A 17,547-nucleotide genomic window follows, 5' to 3' on the forward strand; every position below is an offset into this window, starting at 1 on the left:
TCCCGTCGGTCGTCGTCAGCTCACCCGGGCCGACACGGCGTCGCGCACGCGGGCGGCGAGGACTTCGGGCGGCTGCGTGGCGTCGAGGACCACGAACCGGTCGGGTTCGCGCTCGGCCAGGGTGAGGAACCCCGCCCGGACCCGCGCGTGGAAGTCGCTCTTCTCCGCCTCGAGCCGGTCGAAGGGCTTGTCGTCGGCGTCGAGACGACGGCGCGCGGCCGTCGGGTCGAGGTCGAGAAGGACCGTGAGATCGGGCAGCAACCCGCCGGTCGCCCACAGCGACAGCGCGCGGACGTCATCGGCGTCGAGCACGCGTCCGGCCCCCTGGTAGGCGACGGACGAATCGAGGTAGCGGTCTTGGATCACGACGTCGCCGCGCGCGATGGCCGGTTGCACGACCGTCTCGACATGGTGGGCGCGGTCGGCGGCGTAGAGCAGCGCCTCGGCGCGGGCGGCGATGTGGCCGCGGTGGTGCAGCACGATGTCTCGGATGCGGACGCCGACCTCCGTGCCGCCGGGCTCGCGCGTGCGCACGACCTCGCGTCCCTCGCCGACGAGCCACTGCTCGAGCAGCGAAGCCTGCGTCGTCTTGCCCGCGCCGTCGCCGCCCTCGAAGGTGACGAACAGGCCGGGACCCCCGGCCGCCGCCGCCGGAGGGGCGTGCAGCGGCCGGGAAGCGGCGCCGGTCACGAGGTCTTCGCCGGGGCCTTGCGGGTGGTCGACGACGTGGTCGCGGTCTTCGTCGCGGCCGTCTTCGTCGCCGCCGTCTTCGTCGCCGCCGTCTTCGTGGAGGCCGTCTTCGCGGTGGCGGTCTTCGCGGCGGTCGTCTTGGACGCAGCGGCCCTGCTCGCCGTCGTCTTCGTCGCGGTCGCCTTGGTTGCTGTCGTCTTCGTCGCCGTCGTCTTCGTCGCCGTCGTCTTGGACGCCGCGGTCTTGGACGCCGCCGGCTTGCGCGCCGCGGCCGCGCGCTTGGGCGCGGGACCCTTGGCACGCTTGTCGGCGATGAGCTCGACGGCTCGCTCGAAGGTGATCTCCATCGCGTTCTCGCCGCGCGGCACCGTGGCGTTGGTCTCGCCGTCGGTGACGTAGGGGCCGAAGCGACCGTCCTTCAGCTTGATCGGCTTGCCGCTGACCGGGTCCGCCTCGAACTCCTTCAGCGCGCTCGACGCGCGCCGCGCGCCGTACTTCGGCTCGGCGTACTTGGCCAGAGCCTCTTCGAGCGTGATGTCGAAGATCTGCTGCTCGTTGTCGAGCGAGCGGGAATCGGTGCCCTTCTTCAGGTAGGGACCGAAGCGACCGTTCTGCGCAGTGATCTCCTCGCCCGTCGCCGGGTCGGCGCCGACGACGCGCGGGAGCGACAGCAGCTGCAGGGCCGTGCCGAGATCGATCGTGTCGACCGACATCGACCGGAACAGCGATGCCGTGCGCGGCTTCGGAGCGGCCTCTTTCTTCACGCCGCGCTTCTTCGGCGCCTCGACCACCTCGCCCGTGGCCTGGTCGACCTCCTCGGGCTCCTCGGCATCCGTCTCCTGCACGTAGGGACCGAACCGACCGTCCTTCACGACGACGAGCTTGCCGTTGTCGGGGTTCTCGCCCAGGACGCGGTCGCCGGCGACGGGCGCGTCGATGAGCTCCTGCGCCTTCTCGGGCGTGAGCTCGTCGGGGGCGAGGTCTTCAGGGATGTTGACGATGCGCGGCTTGGCATCGGCGTCGGCCGCGGGGTCGGTGACCTCGAGGTAGGGGCCGTACTTGCCGAAGCGGAGCGTCGCCGTGTCGGTGATGCGCGTCGAGTTGAGCTCGCGGGCGTCGATCTCACCCAGGTTGTCGACGATGTGACGCAGGCCCACCTGCTTCTCAGACCCGAAGTAGAACGACTTCAGCCACTCGGTGCGCCGCTGCTCGCCGCGGGCGATCGCGTCGAGGTCGTCTTCGAGCGCGGCCGTGAAGTCGTAGTCGACGAGATCGGCGAAGTGCTCCTCGAGCAGACGCACCACGCTGAAGGCGAGCCAGCTCGGGACGAGCGCCTGCCCCCGCTTGGTGACGTACCCACGATCGAGGATCACGCCGATGATGCTCGCGAAGGTCGACGGACGGCCGATCCCCTTCTCTTCGAGCGCCTTGACCAGGCTCGCCTCGGTGTAGCGGGGCTTCGGAGAGGTGCTGTGGCCCTTCGGCTCGACCTCGCTCACCGTCAACTCGTCGCCCACCGATACGGCCGGCAACGACTGGTCGGCGTCGTCGTCGTTGCGCTTCTCGTCGGCGCCTTCTTCGTACGCCTCGAGGAACCCCTTGAAGGTGTAGACGGTCCCGGATGCCGTGAACTCGGCGACCTGGGCCCCCGCCTGCACCGTAAGCGTGACCGTGGTCGTCTCGTACTTGGCATCCGCCATCTGGCTGGCGACGGTGCGCTTCCAGATGAGGTCGTACAGCTTCTGCTCGTCGCGGTCGAGCGAGGATGCCAGCGACGCCGGCGTGCGGAAGTTCTCTCCCGAGGGGCGGATGGCCTCGTGCGCCTCTTGCGCGTTCTTCGACTTGCTCTTGTACACGCGGGGGTTGGCGGGAACGGCCTTGTCGCCGTACAGCGCCACGGCCTGCGCGCGGGCGGCCGCGATGGCCTGCCCCGACAGCGCGACCGAGTCGGTACGCATATAGGTGATGAAGCCCTTCTCGTACAGACGCTGAGCGACGCCCATGGCGTGCTTGGCGCTCATCGAGAGTTTGCGACCGGCCTCCTGCTGCATCGTGGAGGTCGTGAAGGGGGCGCGGGGGCTGCGCGTGCCGGGCTTCGCCTCGACCTTGGCGACGGTGGCGCGGCCGGCGGCGGTGATCGCCTCGGCCAGGGCGCGCGCGGCCGCCTCGTCGAGGACCACGACGGCCTTCTTCAGCTGACCGTTGTCGTCGTAGTCGCCACCGCGGGCGATGGGGGCGCCGTCGAGGCGGTTGAGGCGCGTGGTGAAGGACGAACCGGACTGCGAGGCGAGAGCTTCGACGTCCCAGTAGGACGCGGAGACGAACGCCATGCGCTCGCGCTCGCGCTCCACGACCATGCGCGTGGCGGCGGACTGCACGCGGCCGGCGCTGAGCGCCGTGCCCTCGCGGCCGGAACCGACCTTGCGCCACAGCACCGGCGAGACGTCCCATCCGTACAGGCGGTCGAGGACGCGGCGGGTCTCCTGGGCGTCGACGAGCGAGACGTCGAGCTCGCGGGTGTGCTCGGCGGCCTCCTTGATCGCGTCCTTGGTGATCTCGTGGAAGATCATGCGGCGCACGGGGACCTTGGGCTTGAGCACCTCGAGCAGGTGCCACGCGATGGCTTCGCCCTCGCGGTCACCATCAGTGGCGAGCAGGACTTCGTCGGCGGTCTTCAGCGCGCGCTTGAGCTCGGCGACCGTCTTCGTCTTGCGGTCGTTGACCACGTAGAAGGGGTCGAAGTCGTTCTCGACGTCGATCGAGTACTTGCCGTACGCGGCCTTCTTGTCGGCCGGGATCTCTTTCTTCGACGCCAGGTCGCGGATGTGACCGACCGAGCTGAGCACCTCGTAGTCGTCGCCGAGGTATCCCTGGATCGACTTCATCTTCGTCGGGGACTCGACGATGACGAGCTTCTTTCCGTTTGCCACTGGGGTCCTTTCTTCGATGCACACCATACACACGCCTCCCTGTCCGGGTTCCGGGAGGTCTCACGGGCTCGAGACATCGGGAGGTCCGGCTCGCGAGCGCGCATCGAGGGGAACTCCACCGTACGCCCCGGCGACGGTGACCGTGGCGACCAGGCCGTCGACATGGCATTCCGTCAGCTGCCATCCCGCCGCCGCCGTCACCCGCTCCGCCGCGTCGCACGGGAAGCCCGGGACCGCCCCGCTGGCGGTGTCGGCCGCCGCGAGCGCCGCGGCATCCGCCGCTCCGGCCACGCGTCGCGCGGTCACGGCCGCACCGCCGACGGCCGCCATCGCCACGGTGGCGCCCACGACGACCGCGACGACACCGATCATCGACACGCTCCCCGCCATCAGCGTCCCCCGTCGAGCGCGCACGCGCGCGCCACCGAGACCGGGAGCGGGAGGGCGAGCGGAGGGCCGACCGCCGCCGACGACGCGACGCAGACGAGGCCGTCGCCGCGGCTCACCGTCATCGTGCCCCCGGCCGCGGAGAGGGCGGCCGACGCCCCCGCGTCGTCGCCGCGACCGAGCAGGCGCGCCCCCTCGATCGCCGCGTGCTGCAGGCGCAGCGTGGTCGCCGCGGTGCCGAGCGCCCCGACGCCGAGGGCGAGCACGATCAGGACCGCGGGGAGCGCCACGGCGAACTCCGCGGCGACCGCTCCCCGCTCCCCCAGGCCACGGAGTCGAGAGACTAACGACGGGTTCATTGCACGGTCAGCGCGCGACGCACGAGATCGGTCAGGATGCCGCGCACCTCGTCGCTGCGCATGATGACGACGAGCAGGCCGGCGAAGGCCACCGCGGCCACTTTTGATGTGTTAGAGCGGATTACCGGCGGCAGAGGGCACGAAAAAGCCCCCGTCCAGTCTGGACGGGGGCTTTGTGTAAGTCACGCCGCAAGCGGCATGAGAAGCTCGGATCGGAGCTCCGCGTAAGGCGCATGGACAAGTTCGCGGATCTGCGAACTCGTGAGGGACTCAAAGGCCTGCATCACAGTGCCCCTGATGGACTCTGCCTGAGTGGTGATCATCGTGACCCGCCTACTTTCGTCTCGAGAGTGCTAGCCAACGGCCTTCCATCTTAGCGTCCCATCCTGTGTGCGAGCTCGACCAGAACAGCACAACACTGCGCAGGAGCTCGTACATGGCGTTGGTACGCCCGAAGATTTTGATCTCGTCAACCTCGGTCGTACCACTTCCTATCACACTTGGGTCGGTGAGGCCTATCCCGTCCCCAATCACGGAAACAAATGCATCGCCGTAGAGGCGCCCCAAAGCGTCGCGTTGAACAGGGTCGCTGTCCGCGTTCCAAAATTCCGGACTGGGATACAACTTGAGCAGCTTGGTCATGACGCCGCGCTTCGTCCGCACGATTTCGAGGATCGCCCCGGTGTGGTTCGTATCCGGGTCGTAGAGATCCAGAGCGAATGCGTCGCCATCCCGATGCTCGAGATGGTCCTCGCACCATTCGAACAGCGTCGATAGCTCGGCCTGGAACTCGTCCTCCCCCGCGATCGACTTCCAATCGTCTGCGGTCGCCGCCAGGCTCTCTGCCGTGAACTTCCGCAACTCCCTGTGTGACATGTGCCCCCCGTCTAGGTAATTCGTTGACCATATCGCCTGCGGGAAGAGCAGTGGTCGCTCCGTCCCGTGTCGTGCCTCCCCCTTTTCCGCGGGGCGACGGCGCGGTCGCTATGCTCCGGCTATGGGGACGTCTTTTGAGCAGTTCCGCGCGCTGCTCACCAATCCGGCAGCGCGGCGATCAGTGGGAATCGATATGAGCGACGCGCAGGCGCGCTCTATCGCCAGCGATGAGGCGCTGTCGCGCGCGCATTACGACCACTGGCAGCGCAACTATCGACCTGGAGTCGTGGTCGTCCCCGAGGCCGCGAGCTCGGCAGCCCTTGAGCCCGCCCGCGTTTCTCCCCCTCCCGGCTGGTATCCCGGTCAGGGCGGGCAGATGCAGTGGTGGGACGGTGCACAGTGGGTACAGGGGGCGTATGCGCCCACCCCAGTAGTGATGCGTGCCCGTAAGGAGTCCGGCATCGCCTACCTCCTCGCGATCTTGCTCGGAGGTTTCGCCGCGCATCGCTTCTACCTCGGTCGCGTCGGTTCGGCAATCGGGTTTCTCTGCCTGTGGTGGATCGGCTGGTTCACAATTGGCCTTGTCGTCGGCACTTTCATGGTCATCGCCGCCGGCATCTGGTGGATCTTGGATCTCTTCTTCATCCCGCGGATGGTCCGTGAGGAGAACGCGCGACCCTACGCCGCCTGATCTCTCGGAGTCGCAGTAGTGTCGCGAGGCCCCTTGCGTCACCTGCCCGCTCGATGCCTAGCACTGCCTCGCGCAGTTCGAGGGAGACGTCGAGTTCGTCGCTGTCGCGCATCCAGCGGGTGAGGGGAACGTGCTCGACCCGTCGCTTGTCGACGAGCTCCTCAGCCCGTTCGTAGGCGCGTAGAGCGGCACTGTAAGCGTCAGGGTCGCTGCTCCCGGCGAGGCTGGCGACACGCTTGTCGGCGCGGATGGCGGCGAGCACGGCCTTGTGCACGCGGCGTTCCCGCTCCTGGTTGCGCTGCTCCTCGAGCCGCTGCGCGCGCTTGGCGTCGTAGGAGCGGATGCGAGCTTTAAGCGTCGCCGGGTGCAGGCGCCGGCCGAGTCCACCGCGCTCGATCGGGAGTGCCGACAGGTCGCTCGCTTCATCACGGTTGCCGCGCGCGTGGAGGTGCGCCCATCTCTCCTCGATGAGCAGGCGGGCGACGAGCTCGTCACGGTTGGTCATGGTGCCTCCTACGCCGAAGCGCCCCACCGGCCGAAGCTGGCAGGGCGCCCCGGTCGTCGCGTTAGGTCCGGACGAGCAAGTGGATGACGGTCGAGTGGCCGCCAGTCTGTGTGTACGATCCTGCGATCGACTCGACGGTGACGCCGTGCGCGGTCGTAGCGCTCGAGTTGACGACCTTCGCCGCTGCGAGCTTGACCGCCGCGAGGTCGACGGAGCCTGACGGTTGAGCGATCGTCTGGACGACCTGTGTGGTGGGCACGAGTGATTCTCCTTCTGTTGGTGTTCTCGGGGGTCTAGTCGCCCTGATCGGGCTGTCTGGGGGTTCGGGGCTTCGGATGGGCGTGCCGGTGCCGTCGCGCGGCGTCGCGAGCTTCGCCCGCATTGGTGAACGGGCCTCCCGCGTAGCCGCAATCGCACACGACGAGATCCCCCGTCTCAGGCGACCGATCAACCCGGCAAGGCATCCCTCAGCCCTCCGAACGGTTGAACGCCTCGCGGATGAGGCGACGCTTGCGGTCGTAGTCGCTCTCCTCGCCGGGGTCGATGCCCCGCGCTGCGCGCGACTGTCGCTCGGAAGCGGTGCCGTCGGTCCGCTGTGCGCCCGAGTGAAGGACGGCGCGGGCCTGGCGCTCAGACGTGCTCAGGGGGCCGCTGTACGCCTCGTAGGCGGTCTCTTCGTCTCCGTCGCCGGTGATGAGAGCGGCCTGCTTCTCGCTTGCGCTACGGCGGGCGCGGAGCTCGGCGAGAAGCGCAGCCTCGCGGGCCTTGAGGTGTCGTGCATCGGTCACGAGGGGTCTCCTTCGGTATCGGTGAGCAGGTGAGTGCTGGCGACGTTGCGCCAAGGGATGTGGACGGTTCCCCACTCGAATGCGGCGTCCAGCGGATGCGTCGGATGGGTGTCGTGCAGAGTGACGCCGTACTGATCGACAGCGGAAAGCACGCCGTCGATCTGGTGCCCGGTGCGGGGCGACAGTCGCACCTGTCGCCCCATCCAGTCGTGGATCACAAGAGGTTCCTTTCCTCGATGCTTCGGATGCCGCGGTATGCGGCTGTCAGCGCTTCCCAGCGCTCGTCGTCGTGCCGGTCGATCTCTTGACGGATCGCTGCCACCACGGCGGCCCTGTAGACGTCAGAAGGCGTCACCGTGGCCATCGCTCGCGCTCCGGTGATCTGTGATGCCCCCGCGAAGTCGGGCGACGTCGAGGAGGACGTCGAGGACGGCCACGACGTCGCCGTCGCGCCGCTCGATCGCGTCGACCGCCTGCCGGGTGATCTCGTCGTAGAGCTCGTCGAGAGTCCAGGTGCGGTCGTCCGGAGCGCCGAAGTCGCGATCCAGAGAGGTCGTCATGCCTCGCCGCCCGCGGCCTCGGCCTTCGCCTTCTTCGCCTCGGCCTTGCGCACCTCGGCCTCCTCGTCGGCGCGTGCAGTCCAGCGTGAGAGCCACCCGAGCGACCGCTCGATCTCGCCGGCCGCGACACTCGCGAGGACGTTCGGGAAGCCGCCGTCGTTGATGTTGTCCGCCGAGGTGCGGGGAGCCGTGAGCGTAGGCTGCATGCCGTTCGCGAGCTCACCCGCGCCCCCGAGAAGCGTCACGACTGCGCCGAGACGCTCGGCGGTGCTATTGGTGAGTTCCAGGGCGGTCGTCAGCCGGACGGCGCAGTCGGCAGCCTCGTCGCGGGCGGCCTTGCGAAGCGCTTCGAGGTTCTCGCGAAGGGCGGTCATGTAGTCGCTGCGAACGGAGGTCAGGAAGCTGCTCGAGGCGACGGCTTCGAGCTCCAAGTCTTCGAGCGCCTGGACCGCGGCGACTTTGCGAGAGCGCACCTCCGCGGGATCGAACTTGCGGCCGGTCGCTCCGGCGCTGGACGCCTCCATCTGCGCGATCTCGTCGAAGCGCTGGACGGTCGTTCGGGCGACCTCGAGCTTGCGCTTGATCTCGACGTCGGCCGCGTGGGCCTTGTCGAAGGCGGCAACGGCCTTCTCGATCGCCGGGACGCGCGAGCCCCGGACGATGGTCGTCGTCGTGTAGCCGTAGCCCGCCGAAGCGGCGCTGTAGCCAACGGACTCGATGCTGAGGGTGGTGGTAGCCATGCGTCAGTTCTCCTTGCTCGGGATGGGAAAGGTGGTGCGGGTGGGAAGGGTCAAGTAGGTGCCGCGTGTGCCCTGTCGGGCCGCGTCGAGACGGCCGAGCTTCACGAGGTCGTTGACATAGGTGAAGGCGGTGCTCTTCTTCGCGACGCCGAGCTCGACGAGGAGATCGACGAATTGCGTTCGGGTGGCACCTGTCTCTCCGAATGACCGGACGAAATGAGCAAGCGATTCCTCGACGCGCGCGCTCACGGCTCCGGAAGGGGTGCCCTGACCCGGCGCGACGCCCTCGACGATGAGCGTTTCGTGTCGGCTTGAGGGCTTGAGGCGAAGGTGTCCGACAATCCCCTCCGGGGCGTCCTTCTGCTTGCGCGCTTCGAGCTTGAGATGCTCCGGCTCGCCGCTCAGCTCGAGAACAGTGTCGGCCGCCGCCCAGAGCGCAGTGGAACCGCGGAGATCACCGTTCTTGCCAGCGTGCGAGACGATGATGCTCGTCGTGCGAGATCCAGCGCGACGGATGCGCTCGATACTGCTCAGCACTCCGCTCATCGCGGTCGCTGAATTCTCCTCGGCCGAACCGGCAACGCGGTTGAGGGTGTCGAAGATGATGACGGCGAAGTCGTGTTCTGCGTTGAGGGCTTCGAGCTCCGACACGTCCGCGTCGGAAGTCATGTCGGGCGCAATCGGGAGCACCGAGAGACCCGCCAGAGGCTCGCCCTTGTTCCAGGCGTCAGAGAGGGCCTGGAAGCGCTTCCCGGCGCCCGAGGCACCCTCCGCGAAGACGTAGAGAACTTTGCCCTGAGAGGTAGGACGGCCGAGCCAGTCGTAACCTCCGGCGACGGCTGCGGCGACGGACTGCGCGACGAAAGACTTGCCGATGCCGGAAGGCCCGTAGAAGATGACCGTTCCGCTCTCCGGGATGACACCTTCGAGAACCCACTCGGGGTCGGGCTGGGCGAGGAGCCCTGTCCAGTCCATAAGATGCGACACGAGGGGCGGGCGGTCGTTACCCTCGTCGGCGAGCTCGCGGTTGATCTGCTGCTCGCGCCGCTTGTACGCCTTGCGCTCTTCGTACTCGAAAGCCTCGGCGAGCTTGCTCACAGGGGTGAGAGCCGCGATCTCGAGGGAGAGTGCGCCGTGACGATAGCCCCGCTTCGCGGCCTTCTCGATCGCCCGAAGCTCTTTGCCCTCCGCCTCGGGTGCCGCGTCGACGATGCGCCGGCACACTTCCGCGCTGTCGAGGTAGACGCTCGGCACCCGGCGCGCGGCGGCGTGTGCGGCGGCCTCGATGCGCGCCGGGTCGGCGGTGTCGCGAACGGAGTCGAGGATGACCGCGAGCTCGTCGAGAACGTCCGCCCGCGAGCGCGGAACGAGCCCGCTCACTCGCGACCCTCGCGAAACAGAAGGTCGGCGAGGATCGACTCGGCGGCCTCGCGCTGGCGCTGGTGCTCATCGGCGCGGCGACGGTCCATCCGCTCGGCGCTCGCCAGACGCTCAATCTCGGCCTCGTAGTAGGCAATGCGCTCGTCGGTCCCGGTGAGAGGCGTAGTGACCTTCTCGGCGGCGCGACGCGAGGTCTCGGCCGTCACGGCCTGCGCGTAGCGGAACGCGGTACGGCGGCGCTGAGTGGACGTGCAGCCTGAGGGGATGACGCCGGCAGCCTCGGCACGGTCGATCCAGATTGCCTCGATGGCAGGGTCCGTGAAGCGGTCGGGCTTGCGGCCCTGCTCCTCGCGGACGGTCGCGGGGAGACCTGCTGCGAGGCGCGCGGCGCGGTGGGCGGCCCAGCGGGACTCCATGCCAGCGCGACCGCTCGCGGCGCGGCCCGGCGCCGGCTTGCCGGTCATCGACCGACCGCCGAAGGCTTGAACAGGAGGGCGAGACGCGCGCGGGTTGCGTCGCTAAGTGGCGGTGCCTGCTGTGCAATGCGGGCGGCGGTATCGACCTCGGCAGAGGGGCGGATCGGCGGGACGGGAAAGCTCACGGCAACATTCCTCGGGTGAGGGCTGTTGGCCGATATAGCTCGGTACCTCGGTCTCGCCTTACGACCGAAACGCTTCTGTGCGTCCTGCTCGGAATTGCGCTCTGCGGATCGCCGCAGGCTTCGTTACTACGGGAGCGGGTGCCGACCCCGACCTCCTGCCTCTTATTATCACCATCGACGTTGTATCCGTCAAGATTTGCTCTTGATCTGGGCTTTAGTGAGTAGCTATTACTTCTGCTCCCGGGGCGGGGCCGGGTGGCGAGGAGCGGCGACGGACCTTGTTTACTTCCCAGCGTGCGACCGAGACGTCGCGCTCTGTTCCAAATTCCAGAGCGGCGTGCCCCCTACGGGGGACACGCTCGGAATGGAATGACTGGAACGTTTGGAACGATTGGAATGAGTCCCCGAGAACCGCGTAAACACGGGGTTCCTGACTGTCGCTCGCGCAGTTGGAATGTCTGGAACGGGTTGGACGCCGCATCTCATTCCACGTCCCGGATCTGGAATCAGTCTCGCGAGCAGGATTGCGGGTCGCTATGTCTCGCGCACGAGGCAGATAAGGGGCCGGACCTGTCGCCCGCACCCGTGACCGCACGCGGTCGCCCCACAACTCCCCGTCTGAGCGTCGAGTTATCCCGCCGCACGCCGATAACTCCGCGTCTGAGGTCGGAGTTAGCTAACGCCGCTCGGGTGCGCCGGAAAAGCAACGGCGCCCGCTGTCGCTATTCGGGCTGACCGGGGAGCGTTAGAGCGGACGCTACGAAGACGCGGATCTCGCCGCCGTCAAGCAGAACGGGATACGCCTTGACGCCGTGTCGTCCGCGACTGGATCTGTTGGGGTAGCTGTACTCGAGGTAGCCGCGACCTGCGCCGGCAGGCTCAAGCACGGTGCCCACCTGATTGTCGTGGAGCACCACAGTGTCGCCAGGGTAGAAGTCCATGCGCTCAGCGTAGAAGCGCGTCGTTGCCGGACCTGTTGCCCTCAACCGTGCCACTCAAAGTCGACCGTCTTAGCCATCGCCTCGTCACTCATGTTGCGGCGGTTGCCCTGGCCGACGCTGTGCACGACGACGGTCGCGAGGGCCTCGAGGATCGCGCGCTTGCGCCCGAGCGTCAGCGTGTCCCACGTCCTCGCGACATCGCCGGCGCCGATGATGCCGGCGAGCGCGTCCACGTCGGCGCCTGAGCGGAGCTTGTCATCTATCTCGGAGATGCGACCGTTGGCGCGCTTGGTGAGGCGCACGCGCTCGGCGCGGTCGATGAGGCCGTCCATCTCGTCGTCACCCGCCTGACGAATCGCCGTCGTCAGCCGCTCCCGCTCGGCGCGCAGCGCGTCAGCGTCGCCGCGTTCACGATCGTCGAGAAGGTCGACCGCATCCGGTCGTGCGAGACGGGCGATGATGACGCGCTCGACGAAGCGGTCGAGAGGGTCGCCCCGTCGCATGAAGTGAGCCATCGACGAACAGCGGTAGCTATGTACGCCCTTTTCCCCGCCGCCCGCCCGGATCGGTGTCCGGCACACGCCGCACACGGCCAGTCCTGAGAGGAGCCACTTCCGCGACGGTCCCGGCGACGTCTTGCGCTCCGGGTGTTCGAGTCGCGCCTTCGCCGCTTCCCATTCCTCGACGCTGACGATCGGCTCCCACCGTCCCGGTGTCGTCGTCCCGCGGTTCAGGGCGCGCTGGTCGTACTTCTCCGCGGCCTCGAGCGGCATCCGCGCGCAGTAGTAGGGCGACATGAGCATGCGTCGAAGCGTCGTCGGGGTGAACGGCACGCCCTCCGGGTGATTCTTCGTCGGGACGGTGCGTCGCCCCTTCGCGTTGAGGTCGCGCGCGATCGAGCCGAGCGGAACGCCCGCGAGGAAGGCGTCGTAGACCTCCCGCACGTCCGCGGCGCGGTCGTCGTCGCGTTCTGCCGGCGTCCCCGGCTCGCCTTTCGGTCCGTCGATGACATAGGCGTCGCCGTCGCCGCGCTCCTTCGTCGGCACCCAGCGATAGCCGTAGGGGACGCGACCCGAGGTGGGAATGCCGCCACTCTCACGAGCGCGCCGCGCGTTGTTGGCATTCACTCGACGTTCTGCCTTGATCTCAACCTCAGCGCGGGCGACAGAGGTCAGAAGGTTCGCCATGAGTCGCCCGTTTACCGTCGTGAGGTCGATGTTCTCGTCGATCGTCACGACGGCGACGCGGGCCGCCGCGAATGACTCCAGCGCGGTCAGCGAGCGACCCAGGCGGTCCAGCTTCCGCACGATGAGGACGTCGAAGCGCCCCGCGCGCGCGTCCTCAAGCATCCGGGAAAATGCCGTCCCAGCCTCGCGCGCCTTGTAGCCACTGACGTTGTTGTCGCTGTACACCTCGACGACCTCGAAGCCCTTCGCGGACGCCAGGTCGCGACAGCGGGCGATCTGATCGGCGAGGAGCTCGTCAGCGGCGACAGATTGCCGGGCGTAGATCGCGGCGCGGGTGATCGACTTCGGGGTCATGGCTCAAGTCTGCCCCAATGCCTCAACCGCCGCCATCGTCGCGATCGCGTACTCCGCGGTGGCGGCTCCGCGTTCGTCGAGGAACAATCGTCGCGCGCTCGGGCCGGTCAGCGGGGGCAGGGGCCGGGGGACGGACGGGCGCGATCCGGCGAGAGTGGGGTCGGACATGGGGTCTCCTTCTTTCAGGGGTGGATGAGAGGGCGAATCGAGGCGCGGAGGCGGGCACCAACGTCAGGGGAACGTCCCGGAGCGGAGCAGGCCGATGACGACGGGGACGACGGCGAGGAGGAGGAAGGCGGGCAGCGTGAACACGCCCAGGGGGATCAACAGGCGCGTCGACAGTCGCGCCGCTCTCTCCCGTCCTTCGGTGCGCGCCCGGTGGCGGGCGGCCCAGGCGTCGGCGCGCAAAAGCTCGGCCGCGGGGACGCCCGCCCGCAACGCCAGATCGAGGGTGTCGTCGACGGCGCGCGATGCTCGCTCGTCGACGTCGTGGGAGCGCCGGGCGATCACCGTCCGCGCCCGCTGGGGCGACGCTCCCGCCGAGAGGGCGACGGCCCAGAGCTCGGCATCGAGACCGGGCACGGTCGAGGACGGCCGCGCCGATCGCGCGAGCCTGCGCGTCCAGGCCCGCGCCGCCGCGATCAGGACCACTCCGGCGACCAGGCAGCCGCGACCGACCGGGTCGCCGATCAGCACGCCGATCGTGTCGGATCCGAGCAGTGCCCCCAGGGGCACACCGGCGACGGGCAGCCACCCGAGCAGCCGCGCCGTGGCGAGGGGCTCGGCCAGGACGACGCGCACCTCGGCGGACACCTCGGCGGCGTCGCGCAGCGAGCCGGCCACCGACCGCAGCGTCTCGGCCAGGGGTGCCCCGGTCTCGACCGCCACGGCGTAGACGACGGCGATATCGCGCCATGCGCCGCCCGATGCGCTCAGGACCGCGCCGACGTCGTCTCCCCGCTCGGCCGCGGCCGCCGCCGCGAGCGCGGTGGGGTCGCCACCGGCACCCAGGTGACCCCACGCGAGCGCGGGAGACGCTCCCCCGGTGAGGAGCACGGCGAGCCGCATGACGGTTTCATAGGGATCGGGCGTGGTCACGATCCCTCCTCCCGTCGGATCGCGAGCTTGCCGCCGCGCAGGACGGGCCGGCCCCAGGCGGCGAGGCGTCGCTGCCCGCCGGCACGGTCGACGTGGATCACCGCGCCGATCGCGCTCACCACCTGCCGCGCGGTGGTCGAGGCATCCATCCCCGACAGGGCTCCCAGCGCCTCCAGGCGCGTCGCGACCTCGGCGAGCCCGTTCGCGTGCACGGTTCCAGCTCCGCCGTCGTGCCCTGTGTTGAGGGCCATCAGCAGTTCGCGCAGCTCCTCTCCGCGACACTCGCCGAGGATGAGACGGTCGGGGCGCATGCGCAGCGCCTCGCGGACGAGACGCGCGAGCGTGATGGCTCCCGCGCCCTCGATGTTCGCCTGCCGCGCCTCAAGAGCGACGTGATGAGGGTGTGCGGGGCGGAGCTCGGCGACCTCCTCGATCGTGATGATGCGCTCCGAGGGAGGGACCCGCGACAGCAGCGCGGAAAGGAGCGTGGTCTTCCCCGCACCCGTCGAGCCGGTGATGAGCACGTTCTCGCGGCGATCGACGAGGCCCTCGAGGAGCGTCCGCTGCGCGGTCGACAGCATTCCCGAACGATGCAGCAGGTCGAGATCGGGGGCGTTCCATCGCGGCACGCGCACCGAGATGCTCGTTCCTCGAGCGGCCACCGGCGCGAGCACCGCATGCACCCGGACCCCGCGTTCGAGCCGCACGTCGACGCACGGCGAGGCGTCGTCGAGATGGCGCCCTCCGCGGGCGACGAGACGCACGGCGAGACGTCGCACCTCGGCCTCGCTCGCCCGCCACGATGGGACCCGCTCGATCCCGTCGCCGCGATCGACGAACAGACCGTCTGCGCCACTGACGAAGAGGTCGGTCACGCGCGGATCGTCGAAGAACGGTCGCAGGAACGACACCGCGGCATCCTCGTCGCCCGCACCGGGATCATCTCCGCTTCGCTCCGCGGGGAGGGAGCGCGCGACGGTGCCGGACGGCGTGGGAGGAAGGAGGGATGCCACGTCCTCGACGCTAGGCAGACCGCCGTGTCACCGCCGGGCGCGCGGGCCGTTCGGTGGAGAGCCGGGCAGGTCCGCCCGGTGGGGAGGAGGCGTGGAAACAGCCCCGGAAAAAGAAGGGGGCGGCATCCCTACAGTGGGGGGCGAGGGATGCCGCCGCGCGCCGGAGGAAAATTGGGGGGCTCCCCCCGACGCGAGTGCCGGAAGCGATGTTCGGGCTCAACCAGAGTACGCGCGCCGCGGGGCGCGGCCAACTCCCACGACCTATTCATCGCGATATATCACCTGTTTCCCGGCTGCGCGGATGCCAACTATCGGAGGTGGCCTCCGCGCAGAGCGATGGCTAGCGTGACGAGGGTCAGGACGCCGCGCATCGACGCGGGCGTGATGTGAACGCGAAGGAGCGCCGCGATGAGCAGCCAGATCGACCACCTCCTCAACGAGACCCGGCGGTTCGCCCCGTCGGCCGCTTTCGCCGAGAACGCCGTCGCAGACCGCAGTCTGTACGAGCGCGCGGCCGCCGACCGGGAGGGATTCTGGGCCGACCAGGCCCGCGAGCTGCACTGGCACACCCCCTTCACCCGGGTGCTCGACTGGTCCAACCCCCCGTTCGCGGAATGGTTCGCCGACGGCGAGCTCAACGTCGCCTACAACTGTCTCGACCGTCACGTCGAGGCCGGCAACGGCGACCGCATCGCCCTCCGGTGGGAGGGCGAGCCCGGCGACCGGCGCAACGTCACCTACGCGGAGCTCACCGACGAGGTGAAGCGCCTCGCGAACGTGCTGATCGACCTGGGCATCGAGCGCGGTGACCGCGTCGCGATCTACCTGCCCATGATCCCCGAGGCGATCGCCTCGATGCTCGCCGTCGCCCGTATCGGCGCCGTCCACTCGGTCGTCTTCGGCGGGTTCTCGGCCGACAGCCTCCGCGCCCGCATCGACGACGCCGGAGCCAAGCTCGTCATCACCGCCGACGGCGGCTGGCGCAAGGGCAAGGTCTCCCCTCTCAAGCCCGCGGTCGATCAGGCCCTCGCCGACCGCAACGGGTCCGGCATCCAGGAGACCGTCGAACACGTCCTCGTGGTCAAGCGCGGCGAGAACGACGTCGAGTGGAGCGACGACCGGGACATCTGGTGGCACGACGTCGTGCCGCAGGCCTCGTCCGAGCACGAGGCCGAGGCGTTCCCGGCCGAGAACCCGCTCTTCATCCTGTACACCTCCGGCACCACGGGGAAGCCCAAGGGCATCCTGCACACCTCCGGCGGCTACCTCACGCAGGCCGCCTTCACGAACCGCGTCGTGCACGACGTGCACCCCGAGACCGACGTCTACTGGTGCACCGCCGACATCGGCTGGATCACCGGGCACACCTACGTCACCTACGGCCCCCTCGCCAACGGGGCCACCCAGCTGCTCTTCGAGGGAACCCCCGACACCCCGCACCCCGGCCGCTGGTGGGAACTCATCCAGAACCACGGCGTCACCGTCTTCTACACCGCACCCACCGCGATCCGGTCGTTCATGAAGATCGGGCGCGACGTGCCGCAGAGCTTCGACCTGTCGTCGCTGCGTCTGCTCGGGTCGGTCGGCGAGCCCATCAACCCCGAGGCCTGGGTCTGGTACCGCGAGATCATCGGTGCCGACGAGACGCCGATCGTCGACACGTGGTGGCAGACCGAGACGGGCGCGATCATGATCTCGGCGCTCCCCGGGGTGACCGAGACCAAGCCGGGCTCGGCGCAGGTGCCGGTCCCCGGCATCTCGATCGCCGTCGTCGACGACGCGGGAGAACCCGTCGGCAATGGCAGCGGCGGGCTCCTCGTCGTCACCGAGCCGTGGCCGAGCATGCTCCGGGGTATCTGGGGCGATCCGGACCGCTACCGCGAGACGTACTGGGAGAAGTTCGCTGACAAGGGCTACTACTTCGCCGGCGACGGAGCCCGCCTCGACGACGACGGCGACGTCTGGCTGCTCGGTCGCGTCGACGACGTGATGAACGTCTCGGGGCACCGACTGTCGACAGCCGAGATCGAGTCCGCGCTCGTGGGTCACGAGGGTGTCGCCGAGGCGGCCGTCGTGGGCGCCTCGGACGAGACCACCGGCCAGGCGGTCGTCGCATTCGTCATCATCAAGAGCCGCTACCTGAAGCAGAATCCCGTCGAGGGGCTCGGCGACGAGCTGCGCCGGTGGGTCGGCGAGCAGATCGGCCCGATCGCGCGACCGCGCGACGTCTACATCGTGGGAGAGCTGCCGAAGACGCGCTCCGGCAAGATCATGCGTCGCCTCCTGCGCGACGTCGCCGAGGGACGCGAGGTCGGCGACACGACGACCCTCGCCGACACGGCCGTCATGAGCGTCATCAGCGCCCAGGTGAAGTGAGTCACCGGCGGTCGTGGATGCCGGAATCCCTGGCATCCACGACCGCCATTGGCCCTCCGCCTCGGGGTGAG

Annotated in this window: 20 protein-coding genes and 1 pseudogene; 2 read left to right on the forward strand and 19 right to left on the reverse strand. The window is 69.0% G+C overall.

The genetic code is table 11. The annotated features are described in order from the left end of the window. Positions 1-15: 15 nt before the first annotated feature. From tmk to AB1K56_RS01280, 6 genes and pseudogenes are all read right to left on the reverse strand, one after another. Positions 16-690 (reverse strand): dTMP kinase, encoded by a 675-nt coding sequence (gene tmk, locus AB1K56_RS01255; protein ID WP_264631288.1) that lies wholly within the window; start codon positions 688-690, stop codon positions 16-18. Next, complete coding sequence (gene topA / locus AB1K56_RS01260; RefSeq protein WP_371204188.1) at positions 687-3,620, reverse strand: type I DNA topoisomerase; 2,934 nt, start codon at positions 3,618-3,620, stop codon at positions 687-689. Before topA ends, tmk begins: the two co-directional genes overlap by 4 nt. A 60-nt stretch (positions 3,621-3,680) precedes the next feature. Beyond that, positions 3,681-3,992, reverse strand: coding sequence for an Rv3654c family TadE-like protein (locus tag AB1K56_RS01265; protein WP_371204189.1), 312 nt, complete (start codon positions 3,990-3,992; stop codon positions 3,681-3,683). Positions 3,993-4,009: 17 nt separating this feature from the next. Then, on the reverse strand, positions 4,010-4,366 hold the full coding sequence (locus AB1K56_RS01270) for a TadE family type IV pilus minor pilin (RefSeq protein WP_371204190.1): 357 nt from the start codon (positions 4,364-4,366) through the stop codon (positions 4,010-4,012). Then, a pseudogene (locus AB1K56_RS01275) lies at positions 4,363-4,467 on the reverse strand (DUF4244 domain-containing protein); the annotation flags it as partial. The pseudogene AB1K56_RS01275 and the gene AB1K56_RS01270, both read right to left, overlap by 4 nt. Positions 4,468-4,699: 232 nt before the next feature. Beyond that, on the reverse strand, positions 4,700-5,242 hold the full coding sequence (locus AB1K56_RS01280) for a hypothetical protein (protein WP_371204191.1): 543 nt from the start codon (positions 5,240-5,242) through the stop codon (positions 4,700-4,702). A 121-nt stretch (positions 5,243-5,363) separates the two neighbouring features. Here AB1K56_RS01280 and AB1K56_RS01285 point away from each other — a divergent pair, with 121 nt between their 5' ends. Next, the gene (locus AB1K56_RS01285) at positions 5,364-5,933 is read left to right on the forward strand and encodes an NINE protein (RefSeq protein ID WP_371204192.1); all 570 of its coding nucleotides are present in this window, start codon (positions 5,364-5,366) and stop codon (positions 5,931-5,933) included. Here the strand turns inward: AB1K56_RS01285 and AB1K56_RS01290 are convergent. The 13 genes from AB1K56_RS01290 to AB1K56_RS01350 form a co-directional block, all read right to left on the reverse strand. Then, positions 5,884-6,438: a hypothetical protein gene (locus AB1K56_RS01290; protein WP_371204193.1), complete on the reverse strand. Its 555-nt coding sequence runs from the start codon at positions 6,436-6,438 to the stop codon at positions 5,884-5,886. The genes AB1K56_RS01285 and AB1K56_RS01290 overlap by 50 nt on opposite strands. A 61-nt stretch (positions 6,439-6,499) precedes the next feature. Next, the gene (locus tag AB1K56_RS01295) at positions 6,500-6,697 is read right to left on the reverse strand and encodes a hypothetical protein (RefSeq protein WP_371204194.1); all 198 of its coding nucleotides are present in this window, start codon (positions 6,695-6,697) and stop codon (positions 6,500-6,502) included. A 208-nt stretch (positions 6,698-6,905) separates the two neighbouring features. After that, a complete protein-coding gene (locus AB1K56_RS01300) occupies positions 6,906-7,226 on the reverse strand; it encodes a hypothetical protein (RefSeq protein ID WP_371204195.1) in 321 nt (106 codons plus the stop codon). Next, on the reverse strand, positions 7,223-7,444 hold the full coding sequence (locus tag AB1K56_RS01305) for an LSm family protein (RefSeq protein ID WP_371204196.1): 222 nt from the start codon (positions 7,442-7,444) through the stop codon (positions 7,223-7,225). Before AB1K56_RS01305 ends, AB1K56_RS01300 begins: the two co-directional genes overlap by 4 nt. 123 nt (positions 7,445-7,567) lie before the next feature. Then, on the reverse strand, positions 7,568-7,786 hold the full coding sequence (locus AB1K56_RS01310) for a hypothetical protein (RefSeq protein ID WP_371204197.1): 219 nt from the start codon (positions 7,784-7,786) through the stop codon (positions 7,568-7,570). Further along, complete coding sequence (locus tag AB1K56_RS01315; protein WP_371204198.1) at positions 7,783-8,526, reverse strand: hypothetical protein; 744 nt, start codon at positions 8,524-8,526, stop codon at positions 7,783-7,785. Before AB1K56_RS01315 ends, AB1K56_RS01310 begins: the two co-directional genes overlap by 4 nt. 3 nt (positions 8,527-8,529) lie before the next feature. Further along, complete coding sequence (locus AB1K56_RS01320) at positions 8,530-9,906, reverse strand: AAA family ATPase (RefSeq protein WP_371204199.1); 1,377 nt, start codon at positions 9,904-9,906, stop codon at positions 8,530-8,532. Continuing rightward, positions 9,903-10,370, reverse strand: coding sequence for a hypothetical protein (locus AB1K56_RS01325; RefSeq protein ID WP_371204200.1), 468 nt, complete (start codon positions 10,368-10,370; stop codon positions 9,903-9,905). The genes AB1K56_RS01320 and AB1K56_RS01325 overlap by 4 nt, the downstream gene beginning before the upstream one ends. Before the next feature lie 859 nt (positions 10,371-11,229). Then, positions 11,230-11,448: a hypothetical protein gene (locus AB1K56_RS01330; RefSeq protein ID WP_371204201.1), complete on the reverse strand. Its 219-nt coding sequence runs from the start codon at positions 11,446-11,448 to the stop codon at positions 11,230-11,232. A gap of 41 nt (positions 11,449-11,489) precedes the next feature. Continuing rightward, the gene (locus AB1K56_RS01335; RefSeq protein ID WP_371204202.1) at positions 11,490-12,989 is read right to left on the reverse strand and encodes a recombinase family protein; all 1,500 of its coding nucleotides are present in this window, start codon (positions 12,987-12,989) and stop codon (positions 11,490-11,492) included. Between the two features lie 3 nt (positions 12,990-12,992). Next, positions 12,993-13,157 carry a DUF4244 domain-containing protein gene (locus tag AB1K56_RS01340; RefSeq protein WP_371204203.1) on the reverse strand — a complete coding sequence of 55 codons (165 nt, stop codon included), beginning with the start codon at positions 13,155-13,157 and terminating at the stop codon, positions 12,993-12,995. 63 nt (positions 13,158-13,220) lie between these two features. After that, positions 13,221-14,087: a pilus assembly protein TadB gene (locus AB1K56_RS01345; protein WP_371204204.1), complete on the reverse strand. Its 867-nt coding sequence runs from the start codon at positions 14,085-14,087 to the stop codon at positions 13,221-13,223. Continuing rightward, complete coding sequence (locus tag AB1K56_RS01350) at positions 14,084-15,100, reverse strand: TadA family conjugal transfer-associated ATPase (RefSeq protein ID WP_371204205.1); 1,017 nt, start codon at positions 15,098-15,100, stop codon at positions 14,084-14,086. Before AB1K56_RS01350 ends, AB1K56_RS01345 begins: the two co-directional genes overlap by 4 nt. 408 nt (positions 15,101-15,508) lie before the next feature. Here AB1K56_RS01350 and acs point away from each other — a divergent pair, with 408 nt between their 5' ends. Beyond that, complete coding sequence (gene acs, locus AB1K56_RS01355) at positions 15,509-17,476, forward strand: acetate--CoA ligase (protein WP_371204206.1); 1,968 nt, start codon at positions 15,509-15,511, stop codon at positions 17,474-17,476. The last annotated feature ends 71 nt before the right edge of the window (positions 17,477-17,547 follow it).

This window comes from Microbacterium sp. BWR-S6Y, from assembly GCF_041379845.1.
Classification (GTDB): Bacteria; Actinomycetota; Actinomycetes; order Actinomycetales; family Microbacteriaceae; genus Microbacterium; species Microbacterium hydrothermale.

Excerpts from the sequence above, each read along its gene's own strand:
- AB1K56_RS01265 (WP_371204189.1), bottom strand. The coding sequence starts at position 3,992 with ATGATCGGTGTCGTCGCGGTCGTCGTGGGCGCCACCGTGGCGATGGCG.
- AB1K56_RS01330 (WP_371204201.1), bottom strand. The coding sequence starts at position 11,448 with ATGGACTTCTACCCTGGCGACACTGTGGTGCTCCACGACAATCAGGTG.
- AB1K56_RS01335 (WP_371204202.1), bottom strand. The coding sequence starts at position 12,989 with ATGACCCCGAAGTCGATCACCCGCGCCGCGATCTACGCCCGGCAATCT.
- AB1K56_RS01315 (WP_371204198.1), bottom strand. The coding sequence starts at position 8,526 with ATGGCTACCACCACCCTCAGCATCGAGTCCGTTGGCTACAGCGCCGCT.
- acs (WP_371204206.1), top strand. The coding sequence starts at position 15,509 with ATGAGCAGCCAGATCGACCACCTCCTCAACGAGACCCGGCGGTTCGCC.
- AB1K56_RS01280 (WP_371204191.1), bottom strand. The coding sequence starts at position 5,242 with ATGTCACACAGGGAGTTGCGGAAGTTCACGGCAGAGAGCCTGGCGGCG.
- AB1K56_RS01325 (WP_371204200.1), bottom strand. The coding sequence starts at position 10,370 with ATGACCGGCAAGCCGGCGCCGGGCCGCGCCGCGAGCGGTCGCGCTGGC.
- AB1K56_RS01290 (WP_371204193.1), bottom strand. The coding sequence starts at position 6,438 with ATGACCAACCGTGACGAGCTCGTCGCCCGCCTGCTCATCGAGGAGAGA.
- AB1K56_RS01285 (WP_371204192.1), top strand. The coding sequence starts at position 5,364 with ATGGGGACGTCTTTTGAGCAGTTCCGCGCGCTGCTCACCAATCCGGCA.
- AB1K56_RS01310 (WP_371204197.1), bottom strand. The coding sequence starts at position 7,786 with ATGACGACCTCTCTGGATCGCGACTTCGGCGCTCCGGACGACCGCACC.
- AB1K56_RS01340 (WP_371204203.1), bottom strand. The coding sequence starts at position 13,157 with ATGTCCGACCCCACTCTCGCCGGATCGCGCCCGTCCGTCCCCCGGCCC.
- AB1K56_RS01270 (WP_371204190.1), bottom strand. The coding sequence starts at position 4,366 with ATGAACCCGTCGTTAGTCTCTCGACTCCGTGGCCTGGGGGAGCGGGGA.